General features: G+C 62.5%; 19 protein-coding genes. 5 read left to right on the forward strand and 14 right to left on the reverse strand.

Annotated elements, in window-relative coordinates:
• Window positions 1-24: 24 nt before the first annotated feature.
• Window positions 25-3,225 (reverse strand): hypothetical protein, encoded by a 3,201-nt coding sequence (locus BLS60_RS03160; protein WP_092364541.1) that lies wholly within the window; start codon window positions 3,223-3,225, stop codon window positions 25-27.
• Window positions 3,226-3,544: 319 nt separating this feature from the next.
• On the opposite strand from BLS60_RS03160, the gene BLS60_RS03165 reads away from it, so the two are divergent.
• Window positions 3,545-4,444 (forward strand): glycoside hydrolase 64/thaumatin family protein, encoded by a 900-nt coding sequence (locus BLS60_RS03165; protein WP_092364544.1) that lies wholly within the window; start codon window positions 3,545-3,547, stop codon window positions 4,442-4,444.
• A 114-nt stretch (window positions 4,445-4,558) separates the two neighbouring features.
• Here the strand turns inward: BLS60_RS03165 and BLS60_RS03170 are convergent, their stop codons facing one another.
• Both BLS60_RS03170 and BLS60_RS03175 read right to left on the reverse strand, forming a co-directional pair.
• Window positions 4,559-4,897, reverse strand: a complete 339-nt coding sequence (locus BLS60_RS03170; RefSeq protein WP_070881590.1) for a hypothetical protein — start codon at window positions 4,895-4,897, stop codon at window positions 4,559-4,561.
• A 58-nt stretch (window positions 4,898-4,955) separates the two neighbouring features.
• Window positions 4,956-6,401 (reverse strand): SulP family inorganic anion transporter, encoded by a 1,446-nt coding sequence (locus BLS60_RS03175; protein WP_070881589.1) that lies wholly within the window; start codon window positions 6,399-6,401, stop codon window positions 4,956-4,958.
• 398 nt (window positions 6,402-6,799) lie between these two features.
• Here BLS60_RS03175 and fabV point away from each other — a divergent pair, with 398 nt between their 5' ends.
• Entirely contained in the window at window positions 6,800-8,005 is a 1,206-nt protein-coding gene (gene fabV / locus BLS60_RS03180) for an enoyl-ACP reductase FabV (protein ID WP_092364547.1), read from the forward strand.
• 73 nt (window positions 8,006-8,078) lie between these two features.
• Here fabV and BLS60_RS03185 read toward each other — a convergent pair whose 3' ends face one another.
• Window positions 8,079-9,185 carry a Gfo/Idh/MocA family protein gene (locus tag BLS60_RS03185; protein ID WP_092364550.1) on the reverse strand — a complete coding sequence of 369 codons (1,107 nt, stop codon included), beginning with the start codon at window positions 9,183-9,185 and terminating at the stop codon, window positions 8,079-8,081.
• Window positions 9,186-9,387: 202 nt separating this feature from the next.
• On the opposite strand from BLS60_RS03185, the gene BLS60_RS03190 reads away from it, so the two are divergent.
• Complete coding sequence (locus tag BLS60_RS03190) at window positions 9,388-9,786, forward strand: DUF1090 domain-containing protein (protein ID WP_092364553.1); 399 nt, start codon at window positions 9,388-9,390, stop codon at window positions 9,784-9,786.
• A 71-nt stretch (window positions 9,787-9,857) separates the two neighbouring features.
• On the opposite strand, the gene BLS60_RS21955 is transcribed toward BLS60_RS03190, so the two are convergent.
• The 9 genes from BLS60_RS21955 to BLS60_RS03235 form a co-directional block, all read right to left on the reverse strand.
• Window positions 9,858-11,801 (reverse strand): methyl-accepting chemotaxis protein, encoded by a 1,944-nt coding sequence (locus tag BLS60_RS21955; RefSeq protein ID WP_092364556.1) that lies wholly within the window; start codon window positions 11,799-11,801, stop codon window positions 9,858-9,860.
• 143 nt (window positions 11,802-11,944) lie between these two features.
• Window positions 11,945-12,775 carry a metal ABC transporter permease gene (locus BLS60_RS03200; RefSeq protein ID WP_092364559.1) on the reverse strand — a complete coding sequence of 277 codons (831 nt, stop codon included), beginning with the start codon at window positions 12,773-12,775 and terminating at the stop codon, window positions 11,945-11,947.
• A 2-nt stretch (window positions 12,776-12,777) separates the two neighbouring features.
• Window positions 12,778-13,632 carry a metal ABC transporter permease gene (locus tag BLS60_RS03205; protein WP_167357640.1) on the reverse strand — a complete coding sequence of 285 codons (855 nt, stop codon included), beginning with the start codon at window positions 13,630-13,632 and terminating at the stop codon, window positions 12,778-12,780.
• 6 nt (window positions 13,633-13,638) lie between these two features.
• Window positions 13,639-14,520: a manganese/iron ABC transporter ATP-binding protein gene (locus BLS60_RS03210; RefSeq protein ID WP_092364565.1), complete on the reverse strand. Its 882-nt coding sequence runs from the start codon at window positions 14,518-14,520 to the stop codon at window positions 13,639-13,641.
• Entirely contained in the window at window positions 14,520-15,425 is a 906-nt protein-coding gene (locus BLS60_RS03215) for a metal ABC transporter substrate-binding protein (RefSeq protein ID WP_070881581.1), read from the reverse strand. Before BLS60_RS03215 ends, BLS60_RS03210 begins: the two co-directional genes overlap by 1 nt.
• Before the next feature lie 302 nt (window positions 15,426-15,727).
• Complete coding sequence (locus BLS60_RS03220; protein WP_070881580.1) at window positions 15,728-16,828, reverse strand: polyamine ABC transporter substrate-binding protein; 1,101 nt, start codon at window positions 16,826-16,828, stop codon at window positions 15,728-15,730.
• A 46-nt stretch (window positions 16,829-16,874) separates the two neighbouring features.
• Window positions 16,875-17,903, reverse strand: coding sequence for a histone deacetylase family protein (locus BLS60_RS03225; protein ID WP_092365317.1), 1,029 nt, complete (start codon window positions 17,901-17,903; stop codon window positions 16,875-16,877).
• Between the two features lie 127 nt (window positions 17,904-18,030).
• On the reverse strand, window positions 18,031-19,035 hold the full coding sequence (locus tag BLS60_RS03230) for an AraC family transcriptional regulator (RefSeq protein WP_092364568.1): 1,005 nt from the start codon (window positions 19,033-19,035) through the stop codon (window positions 18,031-18,033).
• Window positions 19,036-19,371: 336 nt separating this feature from the next.
• Entirely contained in the window at window positions 19,372-20,169 is a 798-nt protein-coding gene (locus tag BLS60_RS03235; RefSeq protein ID WP_070881578.1) for an undecaprenyl-diphosphate phosphatase, read from the reverse strand.
• 244 nt (window positions 20,170-20,413) lie between these two features.
• On the opposite strand from BLS60_RS03235, the gene BLS60_RS03240 reads away from it, so the two are divergent.
• Window positions 20,414-21,697 (forward strand): MFS transporter, encoded by a 1,284-nt coding sequence (locus BLS60_RS03240; RefSeq protein WP_092364571.1) that lies wholly within the window; start codon window positions 20,414-20,416, stop codon window positions 21,695-21,697.
• 73 nt (window positions 21,698-21,770) lie between these two features.
• Window positions 21,771-22,211, forward strand: coding sequence for an HIT family protein (locus BLS60_RS03245; protein ID WP_070881576.1), 441 nt, complete (start codon window positions 21,771-21,773; stop codon window positions 22,209-22,211).
• Between the two features lie 271 nt (window positions 22,212-22,482).
• On the opposite strand, the gene BLS60_RS03250 is transcribed toward BLS60_RS03245, so the two are convergent.
• Complete coding sequence (locus BLS60_RS03250) at window positions 22,483-23,418, reverse strand: DMT family transporter (RefSeq protein ID WP_092364574.1); 936 nt, start codon at window positions 23,416-23,418, stop codon at window positions 22,483-22,485.
• Window positions 23,419-23,421 lie beyond the last annotated feature (3 nt).

The raw sequence follows: 23,421 nt of genomic DNA on the forward strand, positions 1-23,421 counted from the left end.
CGCGGGAACGATCGCCGATCAGTTTCAGGAACCGACAGTCGAACCGCGGTCCATGCGGGTTTCCAGGTTGTCGCCGTCGCCTTTGTAATCGTCGTGTTGGCCGTCCCAGTAGGTGTGGCCGCGGTCGACGAAATAGTCGTATTCGTCGCTGCGGTATTCGAAGATGCTCTGGTCGTCTGGCGTGTCGCGCTGGCCGTAGCCGTGCATGTATTCGTCGAGGAATTCGAAACGGCGCAGACCGTCGTCGGTGAGCAGGTCATCGCCTTCCAGGTCGGTGAACAGATCCTTGAGGCTGTCGCGGTAGTCGTCGAGTTTCTTGTTGTACTTGATGTCTTCGATGATGGTGAAGGGCAGGGTTGCGATGGTCAGTGCGGCGGATATCCAGAACAGTGGGCCGACTGCGGCGCGAGCGAAGCTGATCTTGGCCAAGGCACCGGCCGAGGCCGCACCACCGCCTACACCGAAGGCGCCTGCAGCCACGGTGATGGCGCCTTGGGCAATCATCGCCTTGTCGCCGCTGTCGGCACCTTTCTTGATCATCAAGCCGCCTAGCACGGTGTCAGCCACGCCGACAAAGGTATTGGCGCCAGCATCCAGCACACGCAGGAAAGCGCCCGCGCCGCGGCTGAAGGCGTTGGAGTCGGCGAGCACCGGCGTGCCACTGAAGCCTTCTTTCATGCCCTTGATGACTTCCTTGTAATCGGATTGCGACAGGTCGAGCTTGTCGGCCATCTTGGCGTCGTCGGCCAGCGGTGCGCTGGCCAGCAGTTCGTCGAGGTTGGTCTGGAAGCGCGCGCCAATTTCGGAGGTGAACGGGCGAGTGTCTGGCAGATCCTTGCCAAAGATTTCCGGCAGCGATTTGTCCAGCCCAAGCATGGCGTTGACGTGGCTGCCGTTGACGGTGTCGAGGATGTTGGTGCCCAGGTTGACGAAGTGCTGGCTGGCGCCGAAGAAGGCGACCATCTCCTTGGCGATGGCCAGGCGTTCTTCCGGCGTACCGCCAAGCTTGCCGCCAGCCATCTGGTAGATGCCCGAAGCCAGGGAAATCAGCCCGCCAGCCGAGCCCAGGGTACCGTTGCTGTTGAGCACGCTGATGGCCGAGAGCATGCCGCCCCCGGTCTTTTCGTTGAGCGCTTTGTAAACGTCCTTTTTCATCAGGTCGTCGATATCGCCCTGGGTTACTTCGCCATTCTTGATGAAACGGTCACCCAACTCCTGCAGCGCCTTGCCGAAATCCTTGGCGGTCTGCTTGTCACCGAGGAATTCATTGATGAACTTGTCGAGGCTTTCGGCGGTGCGCCGCGGCAGATCCACGCCTGCTTTTTTCAGGGCGGTGAGCACCGTCTTGACCACATCCTGGGTGGCCAGGGCGAGGTTGTCGTCGTTGACCAGCTCAGGGTTGGCCATGAGCTTGTCGAGGTCGACGATGGTGGCATCGAGCTGCAACTTCTGGGCGAACTCGGCCGCTTTTTCCGGGTTGGCGATCGCCAGCTGCGAATAGGTTTCGCGGATGTCGGCGGCGGCCAGGTCGTCTTTGTTGTTTTCCTGCAAGTCGCGGATGTGTTTGACGTATCCCTCGCTGAAGGCCATGTCTTCGAGCTTCTTGATGACCTCGTCCTTGTTGGGCAGGGTATCGAGTGCGCTTTTCTGCGCCTCGAGGAAATCCTTTTGCACGGCTTCGCTGGAAAACAGCGTGGTCAGCTGCTCGTCGACCTTGCGACCGTCGATGATGGTTTCGAAATCGTCCCCTTTGGTCCCACTGGTGCTCTGGCCCTTGCCAATGTCGAGGGTGACCATATCCAGGCCACCATCCAGGGCGCCCTGGGCGCGCAGGGCGCGGAACATTTTGGCGCGGTCGTCATCATCCTTGATCGAGCCGTCTTCGATGCCCTTTTTCCAGCCGTCGATGACCTTCTGCCAGGTCAGTTCGCTGACGGTGAGCGTGCGCTTGCTGTCTTTGGGGTCTTTTTCGCTGGTCTCCATGTTGCCGATATCCAGCTCTCCGGTTTCCGGCAGCTTGCTGTCGCCGCGCGCGTCATCGACCATCTCTAGGTTGTTGCGTCGGCCCTGGTCTTCCGCGACGAGGCGCTCGTACATCTGCGGGCTCAGCTCGCGCGACACGATGACCTTGCGGCTGTTATCGCCGTCGAAGATCTCAGCCCGAACGAAGCCATCGCCGACTTCGCCTTCTACGCCGATGGTGGCGCCGGAGATTTCCTCGCTGGTCAGGTAATCGTCCGGGTGCAGCATGGCGTAGCCTTCCTTTTCCTGCTCATTGGCCTTGAGCATGATCTCGGCATTTTTCTTGAGTTGGGCGAACAGTTCCGGGCTCACGGCTTCGGCGACCGCGACCTTGTCGCCGTCCCAGGTTTCGTAGGTGATCAGCCCGTTATCGCCGACATTGCCTTCCCAGCGAATGGCCTTGTACTCGGCGTAGTCAGGCGCGTCGCCGTCACGGCCGAGTAAGCTGTGGCCGTCTGCCTGGGCACGGTCCATGGCGCCGCGGGAGTCGGGGTTGCTGATGAGGGTTTCCATTTTGCTCAGGTAGTCGAACAGGCCGGGGTTGTCGTCCTTGTGCAGTACCACCTTCTCGTCGCCATTGTGGTAACGGATCACGCCGGGGCCCATCTCGTCGACCTTGCCAACACCCAGGCCGCTGTAAGGCGGCCATTGTTCGTTGTCGGTGGCGCGCCGGTAGCCGTCTTCTTCGCTGGCCTTGATGCCATCGAGCGACTCCTTGAAGCCCTCGAGCTTGGCGAACAGTTCCGGGTTGTCAGCCTTGGCGAGCACCACGCCGTCACCGTCGCTGTTGCGGTAGCGAATCACCTCGGGAGAGAGGCTTTCAATTGCCTGGTAGTCGCGCAGGCTGTCCGGGGCGGTGTCGTCCTTGCCTGCTCGGCGGTCACCATCGTCGGTAGCCTGGTTGAGGGTCTTGAGGGTTTCGAAATCCTTTTTTACCTGCTCGAACAGCGCCGGCGAAGTCGAGCGCAGCACGATGACCTGTTCGCCACTGTGGGTTTCATAACGAATGGTGTCGTTGGCCACTTCGTTGGCCGGGCCGATGCTCTTGTAGTCGGCAAGCGCAGGCGCCTTGGCATCTGACGCGGCGGGTTTGTAGTGCGCCGCGTTCTTGCGTGGCTTGGTTTGCGCGACGGCCAGGTTGGCGTCGAAGGTTGTTTCGGAAGACTGTGGAGGCGTTTTCGACAGACGCGGAATGCTGCTCATGGTGGGCTCCATTCGACCAGAGTTTGCGAGATGCCTGACAGCATCGACTCCCATCACAGAGCCGAGACAAGCACGAGAACCACGGGCGCGCCGCGGCAACCGGGACTGTGCGAGGGGCGGATGACAGAATGATTGCAGCGCCGACCGGAGAGAATACGGCCCGCGTGACGGTAAAGCAGCGATAGCCAGTGCAGCCGCGGCGATGGGCTGAATCTGCGGCTGGGGGAGGTTCGTCCTGTTTAACAGTTTTTCACAGCGAGTGGGCTCGGCAGGGCGCTAGGGTTGCCTACATAGCCAGGCGTGAGCGAGGGAGCCAGCCATGACGGTCGAGAATGTAGGGCAGCTGAACACGGTGCCGGGGCAGGGCGATGCTGGCCCGGCATTCGACGCTGCACTAAACGGCGCCTGGCAAGGCGAATGGGCGCGGCGTGAAGAGGCTCGCGACCAGGCGAAAGCAGCGGGTGACGAGGGCTTGGCCCAGCATTACCAGAACGAGCTGGATGTGCTGCGCTTGATGATGCCTGGAGCCGTGCCAGCGCCCGGCGAGGCGCCGCTGCCGTCGGTGCCTGGCAACCTGGCAGAGTTGCCGACTCAACAGCAGGCCCTGGTCGTGGACGAGCCGGTAACGAAAAGCGCGCCGCCTGCCACACCCATCGGCAGCCTGGAGCGCAACGCTGCGCTTGCCGAGGGCAACAGCCTGACCTTCGTCAACGAAGGCGATACGCCAATGACCATCGAATTCACCGCAAATGCCGGTCAGGCTGGCATCGCGTCCATCACCCTGCAGCCCGGCGAAACCATGGCGCAGAGCTTTCCCGAGGGCTGGTCCGGCAACTTCCGCAGCTCGGCCGGTGATGGTGCTCACGTGACTTTGGGCGAGGTGGCGTTCAATGGCGGTGTGGACGGTAATCAGACCTTCTATGACGTCAGCTACATCGAAGGCAACAATGCGCGCATGACCATCGAGCCGAGCGAAGGCGGGGCGGTGTCTGGCACGCTGGAGGATATCGTCAGTGACGCGCCGGAGGCGCTCAAGGCGCGAGATGAGCAAGGCAATGTCTACGGCCTGAAGAAGACCACCACCGCGGAGGTCTTCGATGATCCGGTAATCGACTATTACCGCCGCGCCGTGGGCGAGGGTGAAGGGTATGTCGTGCCCAAGGACGACATCAGCACCCTGGGTACGGGCTCCAACAGCCTGACCATACGCGTCGCCTGATGCGGGCTGACAGGCCAGGTTAATTCAGTCGTCTGGCACTCATTGTCGGCTTCCACGTTCCAGGGTGGGAGCCGAGGGTGCGCTCCATTCAGGATTCGCTGAATTGCTGGTGAATCACGGCGCTGTCTTGGCCTTTACGGACTGCGGCTTGGCCATGCCTTGCGGCCAATAAACAATGCAGCCAGCGGGGGCGTTGCCATAGCAGTTGTATGAGTTGTAGCTGGAAAGGTTGGGTTCGAAACCCATGTCACGCATGCACTGCGCCTGCTCATGGATCTTTTGCACGCCAGCACTCATGTAATCAATGAAATCGCATTGCTTCAACGCTGTTCTGACGTCGGTTTTAGCCTGTTTGGTGGGTTCCCACATGACCTGTGCAGGTTGTGCGGGTTGGTAGGACGAGACACAGCCTGTGAGGCTGGCAACGATTATCCCTGCGACCAATTTTTTCATACGTCTCTCTTCCGTGTAGTGACTTTAAAAGGGGGATTCCTGATACCGCCCGCGTGAATCAGGCCGGGTGCATGCCAGAGCGCTTGAGCAGTTGCTTGCAGCGCTCGGACAGGTGAATCACCCGCAGGTGCTTGCCGGCTTTGCTGTAGCGCTCGCGCAGGGTCATCAGCGCGGCGATGGCCGAGTAATCAACGAAGCTCAGGTGACGACAGTCGAGGGTGACCTCGGCCGGGTCATTGGCGGCGTCGAAGAGGTTGAGAAACGGCGCGGTAGAGGCGAAGAACAGCGTGCCGTGGGGCAGGTAGAGTTTGCTGCCGTCGGCTTCGACATGGCTATCGGCATACAGCTCGCGGGCGTGGTGCCAGGCGAAGTTCAGCGCGGCAATGATGATGCCGCACAGCACCGCGGTAGCCAGGTCGGTGAGCACGGTGATGACAGTGACCGCAATGATCACCAGCACATCGTTCATCGGCACCTTGCCGAGCACGCGCAGCGAGGCCCAGGCAAAGGTCTGCTGGGCGACCACGAACATCACACCGACCAATGCCGCCAGCGGAATCAGCTCGATCAACGGCGACAGGAACAGCACATAGAGCAGGATCATCACCCCGGCGACGATGCCGGACAGGCGACCACGGCCGCCGGAGCTGAGGTTGATCATGGTCTGGCCGATCATCGCGCAGCCGCCCATGCCGCCACACAGGCCCGAAGCAATATTGGCGGCGCCCAGGGCCACGCACTCGCGGTCCGGGTGGCCGCGGCTTTCAGTGATTTCATCGGTGAGGTTGAGGGTCAGCAGGGTTTCCAGCAGACCCACCATGGCCATCAGTACCGCGTAGGGCAGGATGATCCACAGGGTCTCCAGGCTCCACGGAATCTGCGGCAGTGCCAACTCTGGCAAGCCGCCAGCGATCTTCGCCATGTCGCCCAGGGTATGCGTGGGCAGCTGCAGAAAATAGGTCAGCAGACCCACACCGAGAATCGCCGCCAGGGCTGGCGGGATGGCGCGAGTCAGGCGCGGCAGAATGTAGACGATGGCCATGGTCAGCGCTACCAGGCCGAGCATCAGGTACAGCTCGTTGCCTTCGATCCAGTGCCCATCGTGCTGGAAGTGCTCCAGCTGGGCGGCGGCGATAACGATGGCCAGGCCGTTGACGAAGCCGAGCATCACCGGGTGCGGCACCATGCGCACCAGCTTGCCGAGGCGCAGCAGCCCGAAAGCCAGCATGATCAAGCCGCCGAGCAACACGGTGGCTAGCAGGTATTCAACCCCGTGCTGCACCACCAGCGCGACGATGACCACCGCCATGGAACCGGCGGCACCGGAGATCATCCCCGGTCGGCCGCCGAACAGCGCGGTGATCAGGCAGATGAAGAAGGCGCCATACAGCCCCATCAGCGGGTTGACCTGAGCGACCAGCGCGAAGGCGATGCACTCCGGAACCAGGGCGAAGGAGGACGTGAGACCGGCCAGGACATCGGCACGCAGACGGGCGATTTTCATGGATTACCTGAATCAAGCAAGACGGACGCGCCTGCGGCTGCAGGGCGTGGCTCGGCCTGTGCGGCCTTGGAATTGGAAGGTTGCCGATGGTAAGGAATCGCGTGGGCGAAGGCCAGTGCGGGGGATGGCTGGGGAAAAGATTCCCGGGTTTCGCTGCGCTCTACGCCGGGCTACGGACCACCGCCATGCGCCCGTAGCCTGGGTTGAGCACCGCGATACCGGGGGATCTGGATGGCGCCACTCACAACGTCGTCGAGACCCTGCGACTAAACAACCAGGCAACGAAATGTGGCCTGGCTGGCATTTGGAGCGACCAATAGGTCTAATCTCCTTTTTCTCCGGCGACCAATCGACATTACACTGTCGCCTGCCCAAAAAACGATGACGAGGTAAGCACGTTGATTATTCACCCTAAAGTTCGTGGCTTCATCTGTACCACCACCCACCCGCTGGGTTGCGAGCGCAACGTGGCCGAGCAGATCGAGGCGACGCGCAAACTGGGCGTGCGTAATGATGGTCCGAAGAAAGTGCTGGTGATCGGCGCTTCCAGTGGTTACGGCCTGGCTGCGCGCATCACCGCCGCGTTCGGCTTTGGCGCCGACACCCTGGGCGTGTTCTTCGAGAAGCCGGGTACTGAAACCAAGGCCGGAACCGCTGGCTGGTACAACTCGGCGGCGTTCGACAAGTTCGCCAAGGCCGATGGCCTGTACAGCAAGTCGATCAATGGCGATGCGTTCTCCGATGAGGCGCGGGCCAAGGTCATCGAGCTGATCAAGAACGAAATGGGCGGCAAGATCGACCTGGTGATCTACTCTTTGGCGTCGCCGGTGCGCAAGCTGCCGCAGACCGGCGAAGTGATCCGCTCGGCCCTCAAGCCGATTGGCCAGCCGTACAAGTCGACCGCCATCGACACCAACAAGGACGTGATCATCGAGGCCGCCATCGAGCCGGCCAACGAGCAGGAAATCGCCGACACCATCACCGTGATGGGCGGCCAGGACTGGGAGCTGTGGATCAACGCCCTCGAGCAGGCTGACGTGCTGGCGCCACAAGCGCGTACTGCCGCGTTCAGCTACATCGGTACTGAAATCACCTGGCCGATCTACTGGCACGGCGCCCTGGGCAAGGCCAAGCAGGACCTGGACGACACCGCCATTCGCCTCGACAAGCGTCTGCAGGCCAACGGTGGCGGCGCCAACGTGGCGGTGCTGAAGTCGGTCGTCACCCAGGCCAGCGCGGCCATTCCGGTGATGCCGCTGTACCTGTCGATGGTCTTCAAGATCATGAAGGAAAAGGGCCTGCACGAAGGCACCATCGAGCAACTGAACCGTACCTTCCGTGATCGCCTGTACCGCGCCGATGGCCAGCCGGGCGACGTCGACAGCCAAGGCCGTCTGCGTCTCGACGACTGGGAATTGCGCGACGACGTGCAGGACGCCTGCAAGGCCCTGTGGCCGCAAGTGACCACCGAGAATCTGTTCGAGATGACCGACTACGCCGGTTACAAGCACGAGTTCCTCAAGCTGTTCGGCTTCGAGCGCAGCGACGTGGACTACGACGCTGACGTGGCCACTGATGTTCAGTTCGACGTGGTGCAGCTGTAACCGACCGCCAGCGGTCATAAAGAAGGGACGCTGCGGCGTCCCTTTTTGCTGCCTGGCTAATGACGCGACCGCTTCAGGCCACTGGCTCAGTGGTGTTCACGTAGGGCGGCACCTTCGCCAAGGGCAGGCGACGTGCCTGCTCGACGCTGATGCCGGGGCGCTTGGGCAGCGGGTCGAGGCGCTGAGGTTGGCCGCTTTGCAGCGCCCGCTCGATGGCCGCGAGGATGCGCACGTCGCGCCAGCCCTCGTCGCCATCTGGTTCAGGCTCACGGTTCTGCAGGATGCAGTCGGAGAAATATTGGGTTTGGCCACCAAACTGATCGACCACTGGATGCTCGTGTTCCTTGGTTTCACCATCAATGGTCGAGCGGTAGCTGATGGCGACGCCATCCCCGAAGCCGAAACAGTGTGAGGCCTCGAATTCGCCTTTGCTGCCGATCACCTGGAAACGCTCGCTGCTCGGCAGGCTGTAGCTGACCGTGAATACCGCCATGCGCTCTTCGGCAAAGCGCAGGATGACGGTCACGGTGTCTGGCGTATTGATCTCGCAGCCTGGGGTTTGTACGGCAACGGCACGCACTTCCAGTGGCTCGTCGTCGAACAGGTTGCGCACCGCATTGATCGGGTAGGGGCCCATGTCGGTTACCGGGCCGGCCCAATAGCCACTCTGCATGCGGTGATTGGCCGGGTCGACGGTCTGTGTAAAGGTCGCGGTGAATAGCCGTGGGTCACCAATATCGCCAGCGCGGATGCGGTGCACCATCTCCACCGTACCGGGCTCGAAGTGCAGGCGGTAGGCGATCATCAGTTTGGCGCCGGAGCGCTGCGCCGCGGCAGTGATCGCCTGGCAATCCTCTTCGCTGGTGGCCATGGGCTTTTCCAGCAGGACGTGGATGCCGGCTTCAAGCGCCGGTTCGGCGAACTCGCGGTGGCGGAAGTTAGGCGTTGCCAGGTAGATGGCATCGATCTCGCCCGATGCGAGCAGCGTGGGAAATTCTTCGTAGCTGTAGCTCTTGATGCCATATAACGCGGCCAGTTTGTCGGCCTTGACCGGATCGCCGGTGACTAGCGCGGTGATCACCGAGTTGTCGGTCTGCCCGACACCGGGCATGAATGCGCCCTGAGAAATCCAGCCACCGGCGACCACCGCATAACGAACCTTATCTTGAGCTTCGGGCATTTCATCGACTCCTGTGCAACACCGAACCGCATTGTTCGGCCTGTAGTAGTCGGCAGGTCGTGGCCGGTGAAGTTCATTAAAAGCGCTTGCCGGTTGGCTGCGGTCTGACGGTTGCGTGGCACCGGGAAATCATCTGGCTATTCTGTTGTCTGTATCCGCGTCATACGGATCCAGCCGTTCTGCAGTTTTATGGAGTGTTGTAATGAAAGCCCTGATTTCCAGCCTGTTGCTTGTCGCCGCCATACCGGTATTGGCCGATTCGGCGTCCAACCCACGTTGCGAGGCGAAGGCGGCGGACATTCAGCAACAGATCCAGGCTGCCGAGGCAGCCGGCCATGATGGCAAATTGAAAGGGCTCAATACCGCGCTGGAAAAGGTGCGCAGCAATTGCACCGACAAAGAGCTGATGCGCGAACTGGAAGGCAAGGTGAGGGCGGCGCGGGGCGAGTTGCGTGAACGCGAGGCGGACCTGCGTGAAGCCGAGCTCAGCGGTGACCCGAGCAAGATTGCCAAGCGCCAGGCCAAGCTCGAAGAAGCGCGTGCGGAGCTGCAGCAGGCCGAGACCGAGCTGACTGAAGCGCCCAGGCCGCACGCCGAATGAAAAAAAGGAGGGTGGCCGCCCGGCCATCCTCCCTGTTGCTAACGTAGCGACGGATTGCCCGGCGCCTCACGTCAGGTTTTGAAACGTCCCACCAGACCGTTCAGCTCGCCAGACAGCGCCTCCAGGCGCTGCGAGTCGCTACGCGCCGAGTGCGCCAGTTCCTCTAGCAACTGCGCATCGGTGTGGATCTGCGCGATGTGCCGGTTGATGTCTTCGGCAACGTGGTGTTGCTCTTCGGCGGCCGTGGCGATCTGGCTGTTCTGATCGCGGATTTCGTCCACCGAGGTGCGGATCTGTTCGAAGCTGTCGCGGGCCTGCTGAATACGCTCGACGCTTTGTTGCGACATGCTCAGGCTGCTTTGCATCTGCTTGGTCACGTCCTGCGTGCGCTTGGCCAGGCCGCCGAGCAGGCTGTCGATCTCGCCCGTAGAGTCGGCGGTACGCTTGGCCAGCGCGCGTACTTCATCGGCGACCACGGCGAATCCGCGACCCTGCTCGCCAGCACGTGCGGCCTCGATGGCGGCGTTGAGGGCCAGCAGGTTGGTCTGTTCGGCAATCGAGCGGATGGTGTCGAGGATGGCGTTGATGTTCTTGCTGTCCTGTTCCAGCACCTGCATGGCCTGGGCCGATTTCTGCAGGTTTTCGCTGAGTTTGGTGACGCTGCCGGTGGCTTCGTCGATCTGCAGCTGACCGTCATGCACCTGGCGCTGGCCAGAGTCGGCTGACGAGGCCGCATGGCTGCAGGAACGCGCCACTTCGTTGGCCGTGGCGACCATCTCGTTGAAGGCGGTGGATACCAGCTCCACGGCCTCGCGCTGACGGCCTGCGGCATCGTTCATGTCACGGGCCACGCGGGTGCTGGCGTCCGAGGCGTTCTGCAGGTCCGCCGAGGCGCTGCCGATGCGTTGCACCAGGGTGCGGATGGCGCCGAGAAACTGGTTGAACCAGCGGGCCAGCAGCGCGGTTTCGTCGTTGCCGCGCACGTCCAGGCTGCGGGTCAGATCGCCTTCGCCCTGAGCAATGCCTTCCAGGCCGCCCGCCACGCTACGGATCGGTTTGACGATCAGACCGGCGAAGCTGGCCCCGACGATGGCGAACAGCACGGCCAGCACGGCGGCGATGATTGCGATCTGCCAGGTCAGGCTGGTGGCTTTGGCCATCACCTCGCTGCGCTCGATCAGACCGATGAAGCGCCAGCCAAGGGTGCTCGACGACCAGACGTTGGCCATATACGGCACGCCGCCCAGCTCCACCTCTACCAAGCCACTTTGCACGCCGGCCAGCTGCGTGTAGCCATCGCCCAGCTCGCTGATCAGCTTGAAACCATGGGAGGGATCGCGAGGGTCGACCAGCACGTTGCCGTTATTCTCCAGCAGCATCAGGTAGCCGCTCTCGCCGAGCTTGATCGCCTTGACCAGTTCGGTCAGCTGCTTGAGCGACACGTCCAGGCCGACCACGCCGGCCGGCTGGCCCTGGGCGTTGTCGACAGTGTGCACGGTGCCCATCAGCACCACGTCATCGGGCGCCCAGTAGTACGCGGAGGTGCGCACGGTTTTGCCTGGCGTGGCCATGGCCGCCTTGTACCAGGGGCGCACACGCGGATCGTAGCCGCTCAGCTTGGCGTCGTCCGGCCAGGATGCATAACCGCCGTCGGGCTTGCCGATCGACAGGTAGGCGGTGCTCGGGTGGCTGGCCGCGAATTGGCCGAACATCTGGAGAAACTTCTGATTTTCTTCCGTCAGCGGTATCTGTGCGGCATCGGTACCCGAGTAGTTCTTCAATTCGCCCGCGTTGCGAACGTCCGGATGCTTGGCCAGGTACTCGACGTTCTGCGCGATGGCGTCGAAGAACTGGTTCATGGCGTTCTCGATCTGGCGTATCTCGCGGCTGCTGCTGTCGAGGAAGTCTTCCTGCGCCTGAGCCCGCAGGTTGACCACCACCACAACAGCGACCAGTACGACGGGCACACAGGCGATGGCCGCGAAGGCCCAGGTGAGTTTCTGTTTGATGTTCACGGGAAGTTCCTGCTCGAGCGAGAGAAGTTGTTGTTGAAGCGAGAGGCAGTAAGAGAACGATCGTCAGGCCTTGTACCAGCCTGTGAACACTGAGTCGGCACGCCGGAGGGGAACTTGAGAGGTATTGCGCGAGCGCCGCGTGTTTACTGCAGCGCGGAGCGCCGACGCTCGCGGCGGCCTGAGAGGATGAACACCACCACGAACACCGTGCTGAGCAGTATCACGATGGTCGGCCCGGGGGCACTGTCGAGGAAGAAGCTCAGGTACACGCCGCTGAGCGCTGCGCCGACGGCGATGCCCACGGCAGTGAACAGCATGGCGCCCATGGTACGGGTGAGCAGGAAGGCAATGGCGCCGGGGGCGATCAGCAGGGCCACGGTAAGTACGATACCGATAGCCTTGAGTGCGCCGACGATGGTCAGCGACATCACCGCCAGCAGGCCATAGTGCAGCACGCGCACCGGCAGGCCGACGGTGCGCGCCTGTACCGGGTCGAAGGCGTGCAGCAGCAGGTCGCGCCATTTCAGGCCGATGAATGCGCTGACCGCCAAGGCAATCAGGCCGCTCTCCAGCAGGTCGGGCCAGCCGATACCGAGCATGTCGCCGAACAAGATGTGGTCCAGGTGCACGTCGCTGTGAATCTGCGTGTACAGCAGCAGGCCGAGGCCGAACATGCCGGAAAACACCACACCCATGAGGGTGTCCTGCTTGATCCGGCTGTTTTCCTTGAGGTAACCCGAGGCGACGGCGCACAGCATGCCGGCCACGAAGGCACCGAGCGAGTAGGGCAGGCCGACGATGTAGGCGATGACTACGCCGGGAAATACTGCGTGAGCGGTGGCGTCGCCCATCAGCGCCCAGCCCTTGAGCACCAGAAAGCACGACAGCAGCGCGGCCGGAATGGCCACCAGCACGGCGATCAGCAGGGCGTATTGCATGAAGTCGATTTGCAGCGGCAGGAGCAGCATGTCCATGGTCACATCTCCAACCGGGCCAGGGCGGCGCGGCGGCGGGCGGCGAGCAGGCCATGCTTGGGCGCAAAGACGAAGGCCAGCAGGAATACGCAGGTCTGCAGCACGATGATGATCGCCCCGGTGGCGCCATCGAGAAAGTAGCTGGCGTAGGCACCGACGAAGCTGCTCAGGCCGCCAATAGCGGCGGCGATCAGCAGCAGCCGCTCGAAACGGTCGCTGAGCAGGTAGGCAGTGGCGCCTGGGGTGACGACCATGGCGATGACCAGAAAGGCGCCGACGGTCTGCATCGCCGCCACGGTGCAGGCTGACAGCAGAATGAAGAAGATCGCCTTCAAGCGCGTCGGGCTGAGACCGATGGAGCGGGCGTGGTGTTCGTCGAAGAACACCACCATCAGGTCCTTCCAGCGCAGCGCCAGCACCGCCATGGTGATGCCGGCAATCAACAGCAGCTGCAAGGTGTCAGCGGGCGTGATGGCGAGAATGTTGCCGAGCACGATGGTCTGGATGTTCACCGAGGTGGGCGACAGCGAGACCATGAACAGGCCCAGGCCGAAGAACGACGAGAAGATCAGCCCGATGATCACGTCTTCCTTGAGCTTGCTGCGCTGATTGAGAAACAGCATGGCGCCCGCCGCCAGCGTGCCGGCGCCGAAGGCACCGAGGGCGAAGGGCAGGCCGAGCATGTAGGCGCCAGCGACGCCGGGCACGATGGAGTGGGCCAGGGCGTCGCCGATCAGCGACCAGCCCTTGAGCATCAGGTACACCGACAGCAGCGCGCAGACCATGCCGACCAGGGTCGACACCCACATGGCGTTGACCATGTAGCCGTAGGAAAAGGGTTCGAGCAGGATGTGCATGATCGCTTACTGATCCTTCTCGTCGACGCGGCCGCGAATGGTCGACTTGCCGTCGTAGAGCACCAGCGGGCGCTCGTCATCGGTGATGATGCCGATCAGCGGCGATGTGCTGTGTCCCTCACCAGGCAGCTCGAAATGGCGCAGCACCCCGCCAAAGGTGCGCTCGAGGTTCTCGCGGGTGAACACCAGTTGGGTCGGGCCGTAGGCGAGTACGGTGCTGGCCAGCAGCACGGTGCGGTCGCAGAACTCCGGCACGCTGCCCAGGTTGTGTGTCGACACCAGCATCACCCGGCCTTCGTCGCGCAGCTCGCCGAGCAGCCGCACGATGGCGTCTTCGGTCTTCACATCGACCCCAGTGAACGGCTCGTCAAGGAGGATCACCCGCGAGTCCTGCGCCAGGGCGCGGGCGAGGAACACGCGCTTCTTCTGCCCGCCGGACAGCTCGCCAATCTGCCGTTTGCGCAGGTCGCTCATGCCGACCCGCGCCAGTGCCGTGTCCACGGCTTCGCGGTCGGCGGCACGCGGGCGACGCAGCATGCCCATGTGGCCGTAACGTCCCATCATCACCACGTCTTCGACCAGCACCGGAAAATTCCAGTCGACGTCTTCGCTCTGCGGCACGTAGGCGATCAGGTTGCGCTTGAGGGCATCGCGCACCGGCATGCCGAGCACGCTGATGCTGCCCTGAGCCAGGTTCACGAAACCCATGATGGCCTTGAACAGCGTCGACTTGCCGCTGCCGTTGACGCCCACCAGCGCGGTGATGCTGCCGCCCGGGCTGCCGAAGCTGGCACTGCGCAGGGCGGTGTGGCCGTTACGGTAGGTCACGCTGATGTTATCGACGCGAATGCCGTTGGCGCTGTCTTCTTCGTGCAGGGCGTTGGGCATTATTCAGCCAACCCGTCGGCGATGGTTTGCGAGGTGACGCGCAGCAGGTCGAGGTAGGTCGGCACCGGGCCGCTCGGCTCGCTGAGCGAGTCGACATACAAAACGCCGCCGTATTTGGCGCCGGTTTCCCGGGCGACCTGTTGGGCTGGGGAGGCGGAAATAGTGCTTTCACTGAAGATCGCCGGAATCTGGTTGGCGCGCATCGCGTCGATCACCTTGCGCACCTGTTGCGGTGTGCCCTGCTGGTCGGCGTTGATCGGCCACAGGTACAGCTCCTTGAGGCCGAAATCCCGCGCCAGGTAGCTGAAGGCGCCTTCGCTGGACACCAGCCAGCGGCGGTTTTCCGGGATCGCCTGCAGGCGCTCACGAATCGGCGCCACGGCCGCCTGGATACGCGCCTTGTAAGCCTCGGCGTTGGCCTTATAGGTCGCGGCGTTGGCGGCGTCGTGCTCCACCAGCGCATCGCGGATGTTGTCGATGTAGATCATTGCCGAGTCAGGCGACATCCAGGCATGCGGGTTGGGCTTGCCCCCATAGGGGCCATCGGCGATGCCGATCGGCTCGATGCCATCGCTGAGAGTGACCGCAGGTACGCCCTGCAGGCGCTGCAGGAAACGTTCGAACCATAGCTCCAGGTTCATGCCGTTACGCAGGATCAACTGGGCATCGCGGGCCTTGAGAATGTCGCCTGGGGTGGGCTGATAGTTGTGAATCTCGGCACCGGGTTTGGTGATCGATTCGACCACCGCCGCATCGCCGGCTACTTCGCGGGCCATGTCGGCAAGTACGGTAAAGGTGGTGACAACCTTGAACTTACCGTCGGCGGTGGCCAGTTGTGGCAGCAGGATCAGCAGGAGGGCGGCGAGCAGGGGGGCGCAAGTGCGCGAGCGGATCCGATTGAACATCTTCGTCCTCGTATGGCTTGGCCGGTCACATCATCGGGAGGCGTCGATACCCCCCGGACAGGGTTGCCACTCTACTGATAAATAGTCGCTAATGAAAACTATTGGCATTAAAGGTTTTGTTTTGCTGCATGTCGTTCCGCGATGCGCTAGCTGTGCGCCTGAGGCACTACGCAGCATAGCTGTTGGGACGCTTGCATGTGAGCGGTCACGCGGGCGGCAGGTTCCGCCAACGTGACATCTCGGCATGGGAAATAAGGCGGGAAATGGGCCACCCGCACTGGCGCAGGCGGCGAAGGGAGGGCTCAGCTGCCGCTCTTGATCTTGGTCCAGGCACGGGTGCGCACCCGTTCGACTTTCTGCGGCAGCGGTTCGACGCTGTAGAGGGTTTTCTGCGCCTCGGCGGTTGGGGTCAAGTCGGCGTTGGCACTGATCGCCTTGTCCACCAGCAGCATGCCCGGCGTGTTGGGGTTCGGGTAGCCCAGGAAGTCGCTAATCGGCGCGATCACCTTCGGGTCGAGCAGGTTGTTGAGGAACTCGTGCGCTTCCTCGACATTCTTGGCGCTGACCGGAATTGCAAAGGTGTCGAACCAGATCGGCGCACCTTCTTTTGGCAGACGCCACTCGACATTCACGCCGTTGCCGGCTTCTTTGGCGCGGTTGGCGAACTGGTAGAAGCTGCCCGAGTAGCCGATGGCCACGCAGATGTCGCCGTTGGCAATATCGGTCATGTACTTGGCCGAGTGGAAGTAGGTCACGTACGGGCGGATGCTCATCATCAGCTCGGTGGCCTTGTCGTAGTCCGCCGGGTTGGTGCTGTTCGGCGGCAGGCCCAGGTAGTGCAGCGCCAGCGGCAGAATCTCGTTGGGCGCATCGAGCATGGCGACGCCGCATTGCTTGAGCTTCTCCATGTTCTCGGGCTTGAACACCAGGTCCCAGCTGTCCACGGGGGCATCGGCGCCGAGGGCGGCCTTGACCTTGTCCGGGTTGAAGCCGATCAGCACGGTACCGTACATGTAGGGCACGCCGTACTGGTTGCCGGGGTCGTTGGTTTCCAACAGCTTGAGCAGCGCCGGGTCGAGGTTCTTCCAGTTCGGCAGCTTGCTCTTGTCGAGCTTCTGGAACACACCGGCCTTGATCTGCGTGTCGAGGAACATGTTGGACGGCACCACCAGGTCATAGCCCGAGTTGCCGGTAAGCAGCTTGGCTTCAAGGGCTTCGTTGGTTTCGAAAGTGTCCCAGATCAGCTTGATGCCGCTTTGCTGCTGAAAGTCCTTGAGCGTCTGCGGCAGGATGTAATCGGCCCAGTTGTAGACTCGCAGTTCACGCGTTTCGGCCATGGCACTGCCGACCAGCAGGGCTGCGCCACACAAGGTCGCGCCGAACAGGCTGTGGAAATTTTTCATCTGCATGTGCTCCGTTATAGGCTGTTATCGGCAGTGTTGTGCGGGCTCAGGCGCCCTCGAAACCTTCCAGTACGTTCACCGCATTGACACCGATTTCCTCGACGGCATAACCGCCTTCCATCACGAACAGGCTGGGCTTGCCGAGGCAGGCGATGCGTTCGCCCATGCGCAGGTAGTCGGGGCTGTCGAGCTTGAATTGCGAGATCGGGTCCTCCTTGAACGTGTCCACGCCGAGCGATACCACGATGACGTCGGGCGCGTAGTCATCGATGCGCACACAGGCGCTCTCCAGGGCCGCGCTCCACTGCGCCCAGGTACTGCCGGCAGCCAGTGGCAGGTTGAAGTTGAAACCCTCGCCCGCGCCTTCGCCGGTTTCGTCGGCATAGCCGAGGAAAAATGGAAATTCGAAGGAAGGATCGCCATGCAGGGAGACGAACAGCACGTCGCTGCGGTCGTAGAAGATCGATTGCGTGCCGTTGCCGTGGTGGTAGTCCACGTCGAGGATGGCCACGCGTTTACAGCCCTGGTCGAGAAACGCCTGGGCGGCGATGGCGGCGTTGTTCAGGTAGCAGTAGCCGCCCATCAGGTCGGCCGCGGCATGGTGGCCGGGCGGGCGGCACAGGGCGAACGCGCTGTTGGCGCCGGCAGTGATCAGCTGCTGCCCGGTGAGGGCGACCTGGGCGGCACTCCAGGCGGCTTGCCAGGTGCCCGCGGTGATCGGTGCGCCGCCATCGAAACTGTAATAGCCCAGCTGGCCGTGCAGGTTGTCCGGCACCACGCTGCGCAGCGTGCGGGCGGGCCAGGTGAAGGGCATCAGATCACCTTCGCGGCCCATCGCCGCCCAGCGATCCCAGGCGCCCTGGAAAAAACTCAGGTAGTCGCGGTGATGGACACGTTCGATTGGCGCTCGGCCAAAGTCGCCGGGGGCGATGACCTCACCGAGTTGCTGCTGGCGAACACGCGCCAGCACATGGTCGGCGCGTGAGGGCATTTCAAAACAGGGTTTGAGTTCACCGTCGATGATTTCGCAGCGGCCGTGGTGCAGGTGGTGATCATCGCTATAAATCGTGCGCATGGTGAGCTTCTCCGGCTGTGACACCTGCATTCTTGGCCTGCGCTGCGCTTGGCGAAACGAGCGCAGCGGCCAAAAAGGGATAGATGTGGCCACGAAGTGGCGCGCGGCGATCCGTATCGGTGCGTATTTACGCGGCTGGTCGGCGATAGCGGCTCGGTGAGGTGCCGCTCCAGCGCTGGAAGGCATGGCGGAAGCTGGCGGTTTCGCTGTAACCCAGCGCCTCGGCGATATGGGCGATGGGCAGCCGCTCCTGGCCGAGCATCAGGCGGGCCTGCTCGAAACGCAGTTCATCGAGCAGCGTCTGGTAGCTGGTGCCGACTTCCTGCAGCTGCCGACGCAGGGTGCGTGACGAACAACGCAGCTGGCGCGCCAAGTCATCCAGGCTCGGCACGACTGTCAGATGGGCGGCAAGCAACTGGCGCACGCGGGATACCAGCGCCAGGTGGGAGATGAATTCGCGGTTCAACTGGCGGCAGCGTTCCAGCGTATCGCGGTGAGTCACCGGGTCAGCCAGCGGCAGGCGTCGATCCAGCCAATGGCTGTCGAACACGATGGCATTATCCGCCGCGTTGAAGTGCACCGCGCAGGCAAAATCTCGCGTGTACTGGCGTTGATAGCGCGGGGCTTTATGGCCAAAGCGCGCGCCCTCGAGCGGCAGCGGGCGGCCGAGCAGGTCGTCGCAGATCAGCTTCAGCGAAGCCAGGCAGAACTCGGTATTGAAGGTCGCCAGCTCGGGTGTGTCGCGATAATGGCTGGCCTCGATCCACGCCTGCGTGCCGTCACGGTGCAGGCGCAGATCGAAGAGGGTGCCGAGCAGTGCCGGGAAGCCAAAGGCTACTTCCAGCGCTTCGCCGAGTGTCGACGCCGAGAGCAGGCTGAAGCCCAGCAGGCCATAGGACGACACATGCATGCGGCGGCCCAGCAGCAGGCCGAGGTCTTGGCGCTTGCCGGTGGCATTGCGGAACACCTGGCGCTCTTGGGCAATGCTGATGCGCATCTCGGGGCGCTGCAGATCGCCCGCGTCGATGCCGCTGCCACTGAGCAACGCCTCCACTTCGCAGTTGTCGTTCTGGCACAGGGTGTCGAGGGCCAGCACGACGGCATGCAGGGTAGTCAGGTGGGCATGGAGCATGGCAAACGCACCTTCTCGGGACAGACCCGAGAATCAGGCAATAAGCGTGCCTCGCGCGCTCGGCAGGCCCGCGCCCGGCCTGCTAGCGGTATGGGCAGGTCGGGCGTCTACAGCAGTGTTGGAGAAGGTAACGTCATCGCCGCAACGGCCTGCCGGAGGCGCTTGCGCGAACCCACAGGCGATTTCCCGGGTTGCGACGCCCTCGGGGCAGGCTACGGAGTAACGCTGTTATCGATTGGGCGATGAACACACCTCGGGCGTAGCCTGGGTTGAGCGGGCGATACCCGAGTCGATCTCACCCGTTTGAGAACGAAGCCTTACCCGGCTGCCGGTGAATTACAGCGCGACAAACAGCAGGAACGCACCGAGCAGCAGGCGATAGATCACGAACGGCAGCATGCCGATGCGGTCCAGAGCGACCAGGAACAGCTTGATGCACAGGAACGCCGAAATGAACGACAGGCCGATTCCCCAGAAGATGTCACCCCAATGGGCGCCGTTGCCTTCCTGAACCAGATGCACGGCCTTGAGGCCGCCCGCTGCGAGAATCAACGGGATCGATAGCAGGAACGAGAAGCGTGCAGCGCTCTGACGGTCGAAGCCCAGCATCAGGGCGGCGGTCATGGTGATGCCCGACCGTGATGTACCGGGAATCAGCGCGAGCATCTGCGCCATACCAATGAACAGTGCTTGTCGCCAGCTCATGCGCGCCATGTCGGCGTCACGGCTGCCGGTGGCGTCGGCCCACCACAGCACCAGGCCAAACACGATGGTTGCCACGCCGATCACCAGCACCGAACGCGTGTAGTGCTCGATCATCGACTCGAACATCAGGCCGGCCAGCGCCGCGGGGATGGTCGCCAGAATGATCATCCAGCCCATGCGGCTTTCTGCGGTGACCCTGCGCTTCAGCACATGCCCCAGCCAACCTTGGATGATGGCGATCACTTCGTGGCGGAACGCCAGAATCACAGCCATCAGCGTGCCTACGTGCACGGCTACGTCGAACGCCTGTCCCTGGTCTTCCCAGCCCAGCAGTTGCGAAGGCAGGATCAGGTGGGCCGATGAAGAGACAGGGAGAAACTCGGTAATACCCTGGATAAGCGAAAGGAAAAACAGTTGTAGCCAGTCCATGAGGTTCCTTAACGATGAGCGCGGAGATTTAGCGGACTGCGGTATGACCTGACGACGACGGTTTTTATCCGTGGCACAGGACGATTCCAGGGGCACGGCGCGCATTCTAGACATCTCGGCCCGGTCACAGCCAGCGTTGCAGGGTTGTTGGCGCTTTCAGCCGGCGTCGAGTTTGCTATCGTGTGCGCCCCAAGGCCGGATGCTCTCGGCCGATGCCCTTCGCATACCGATGAGATTGCTCCCCATGCACCGCCCTGCATCACCGGCACCTGGCCGGCCTTTGACCCGTAGCGATTACAAGACCCTGTCCCTGTCGGCACTGGGCGGCGCGTTGGAATTCTACGATTTCATCATTTATGTGTTTTTCGCTACCGTGGTCGGCAAGTTGTTCTTCCCGCCGGACATGCCCGATTGGCTGCGCATGCTGCAAACCTTCGGCATCTTCGCTGCCGGCTACCTGGCGCGCCCGCTGGGCGGCATCATCATGGCGCATTTCGGTGACCTGATCGGCCGCAAACGCATGTTCACCCTGAGCATCCTGATGATGGCGGTGCCCACGCTGATCATGGGCCTGCTGCCGACCTACGCGCAGATTGGCATCCTCGCGCCGCTGCTGTTACTGGCGATGCGCATGATCCAGGGCGCGGCGATCGGTGGCGAAGTACCGGGCGCCTGGGTGTTCGTTTCCGAGCACGTGCCGGCGCGCTACATCGGCTACGCCTGCGGCACGCTGACGTGCGGTCTAACGGTCGGCATCCTGCTCGGCTCGTTGATGGCCACGCTGATCAACAGTGTCTACACCGAACAGGAAGTGCTCGACTGGGCCTGGCGCCTGCCGTTCCTGCTTGGTGGTGTATTTGGTCTGTTCGCGGTCTACCTGCGCCAGTGGCTGCACGAAACGCCGGTGTTCACCGAACTTCAGCAGCGCAAGGCGCTGGCCGAAGAGCTGCCACTTAAAACCGTGGTGCGTGACCACCGTGCGGCAGTGGCGGTGTCGATGCTGCTGACCTGGTTGCTGTCGGCCGGCATCGTGGTCGCGATCCTGATGACCCCGACCTTTCTGCAGACAATCTATGGTTTTGGCGCAGTGACCGCACTGCAGGCCAACAGCCTGGCCATCATCATGCTCAGCATTGGCTGCATCATCAGCGGTGCGCTGTGCGACCGCGTGGGTGCCGGCCGGGTGCTGGTGGTCGGTTGTAGCGCGCTGGCGGTCTTCGTGTGGTTGTTTTACAGCGGCCTGCACGCCAACCCGCACTGGCTGTTCCCGCTGTATGCGCTGGTCGGCCTGTTCGTCGGCACCATCGGTGCGGTGCCGTTCGTGATGGTCAATTCGTTTCCCCCACGGGTGCGCTTCAGTGGGCTGTCGTTCTCCTACAACATGGCCTATGCGGTGTTTGGCGGGCTGACGCCGGTCACCGTGTCGCTGCTGGTCAAGTGGAGCCCGCTGGGCCCGGCTTATTACCTGATCGCCCTGTGCGGCATGGGTGTGGTGCTCGGCCTGAGCCTGCTGCGCAAAGGCCGATGAACGACCGGCTATTCCGTTTCATCCGGCCGAGCCGGTATGGTGCTCAATCGAACAAACTGCTACGGAGAAGACCATGAGCCTTTACGGCGATTACGATTCACAGAACATCTTCGCCAAGATCATTCGCGGCGAGATGCCGTGCTACAAGCTCTATGAAGATGACGATGTGCTGGTGTTCCTCGACCTGTTTCCGCAGTCCTATGGGCATACTCTGGTGATCCCCAAGCGCGCCGAGGCGCGCAATCTGCTCGAGATCGACGCCGACAACCTGACCCGGTTGACCCTGGCCGTGCAGAAGGTCGCCCGTGTGTTGGCCGACGAGCTCAAACCCGACGGCGTGCAGATCGCCCAGTTCAATGGCGCGCCTGCCGGGCAGACGGTGTTTCACATCCACATGCACGTAATTCCGCGCTTCAGCGGTGACAAGCTCGACGCCCACGCCAGTGGCAAGGCCGAGCCAGCTGAGCTGGAGAAATTGCAGGCACGGCTGGTGGCGCGGTTTCAAGAGGCTTGAGACGGCGCCCTGATTCGGCAGGCTGAAACACACTGGAAGATGCACAACCGTTGATGGGTATAGGTGCGCTCAACGCCATCCTGTGAAAGCGCTCTTGAAGGCTTCAGGTGCCACCGCTTCATGCCGTAGGGTGGACAACGCTCTTCTTGTCCACCACTGCGATCACGAGCAATGAGCGGATCGGGCTGCGAAGCGCCGCTACCCATCACGGTCATATGCGCAACCGTTGATGGGTATCGCCGCGCTCAACGCCATCCCGTGAAAGCGGTCTTCAAGGGTTCACGCGACGCCGCTTCAGCCACTGGCTCAACCACTCGTAACCGCTGACCATCACGATGCCGCTGAGCACCAGCAAAGCGCCGACGATGAAGCTGGTTTCCAGCGGCTCGCCCAGCAGCCACACGCCAAACACGATGCCGAACATGGGCGTCATGAACGACAGCACTCCAAGCCGCGAGGCGAGGTAATTGCGCAGCAGCCAGAACCAGGCCAGGAAACTGGCAAACGATACCAATAGCGCCTGGAATACCAGGCCGCCCAATGCAATGGGTGTCGGGTTGAAGCGCAATTGGCCGGTGAGGGTGGACACCAGCATCAACAGCAGGAAACCGCCGAGCAACTGATACAGCAACGTCTGCGTGACCGGGGCACTGGACAGCCGTGAGCAGCGCACCACCACGGTGGTGGCGCCCCAGGCCATCGCGCCGAGCAGGCCTAGCACGTCACCGAACATCTGCTGGCCGGCGTCTCGTGTTTCACGTTCAGGCTCACCCCCAGCGAAAGACACCACGATGCCGATGAACGCCACGCCGATGCCCAGCCACTGGAGGGGTTTCAGGCGCTCGGCCGGCAGCCGCCAGTGCAGCCCAAGGGCGGCGAAAATCGGTGCGGTGTAGAGGAAAATCACCATGTGCGACGCGCTGGTGTGGCGCAGGCCTTCTCCGACCAGCATGAACTCCAGGGCAAATAGAAACCCCACCATCAGGCCGGGCCGCCAGTTGCCTTCGCGCAACGACAGGCCGTCTCGGCGCCAGACCATCAGCAGCCCGACCAGCACGGCAGCGATGCCCGAGCGCAGGGCAAGCATCATCACTGGCGCGACGTCGTCGGCAGCGGCCTTGAGCACCACCTGCTGCATGCCCCAGATCATGCACAGCCCGACCATCATGGCGCCGGCCAACCCGTCGATGTTCTTGCGCGTGTCCATGTT

Origin of the sequence: Phytopseudomonas seleniipraecipitans, from assembly GCF_900102335.1 — a bacterium.
GTDB lineage: Bacteria > Pseudomonadota > Gammaproteobacteria > Pseudomonadales > Pseudomonadaceae > Aquipseudomonas > Aquipseudomonas seleniipraecipitans.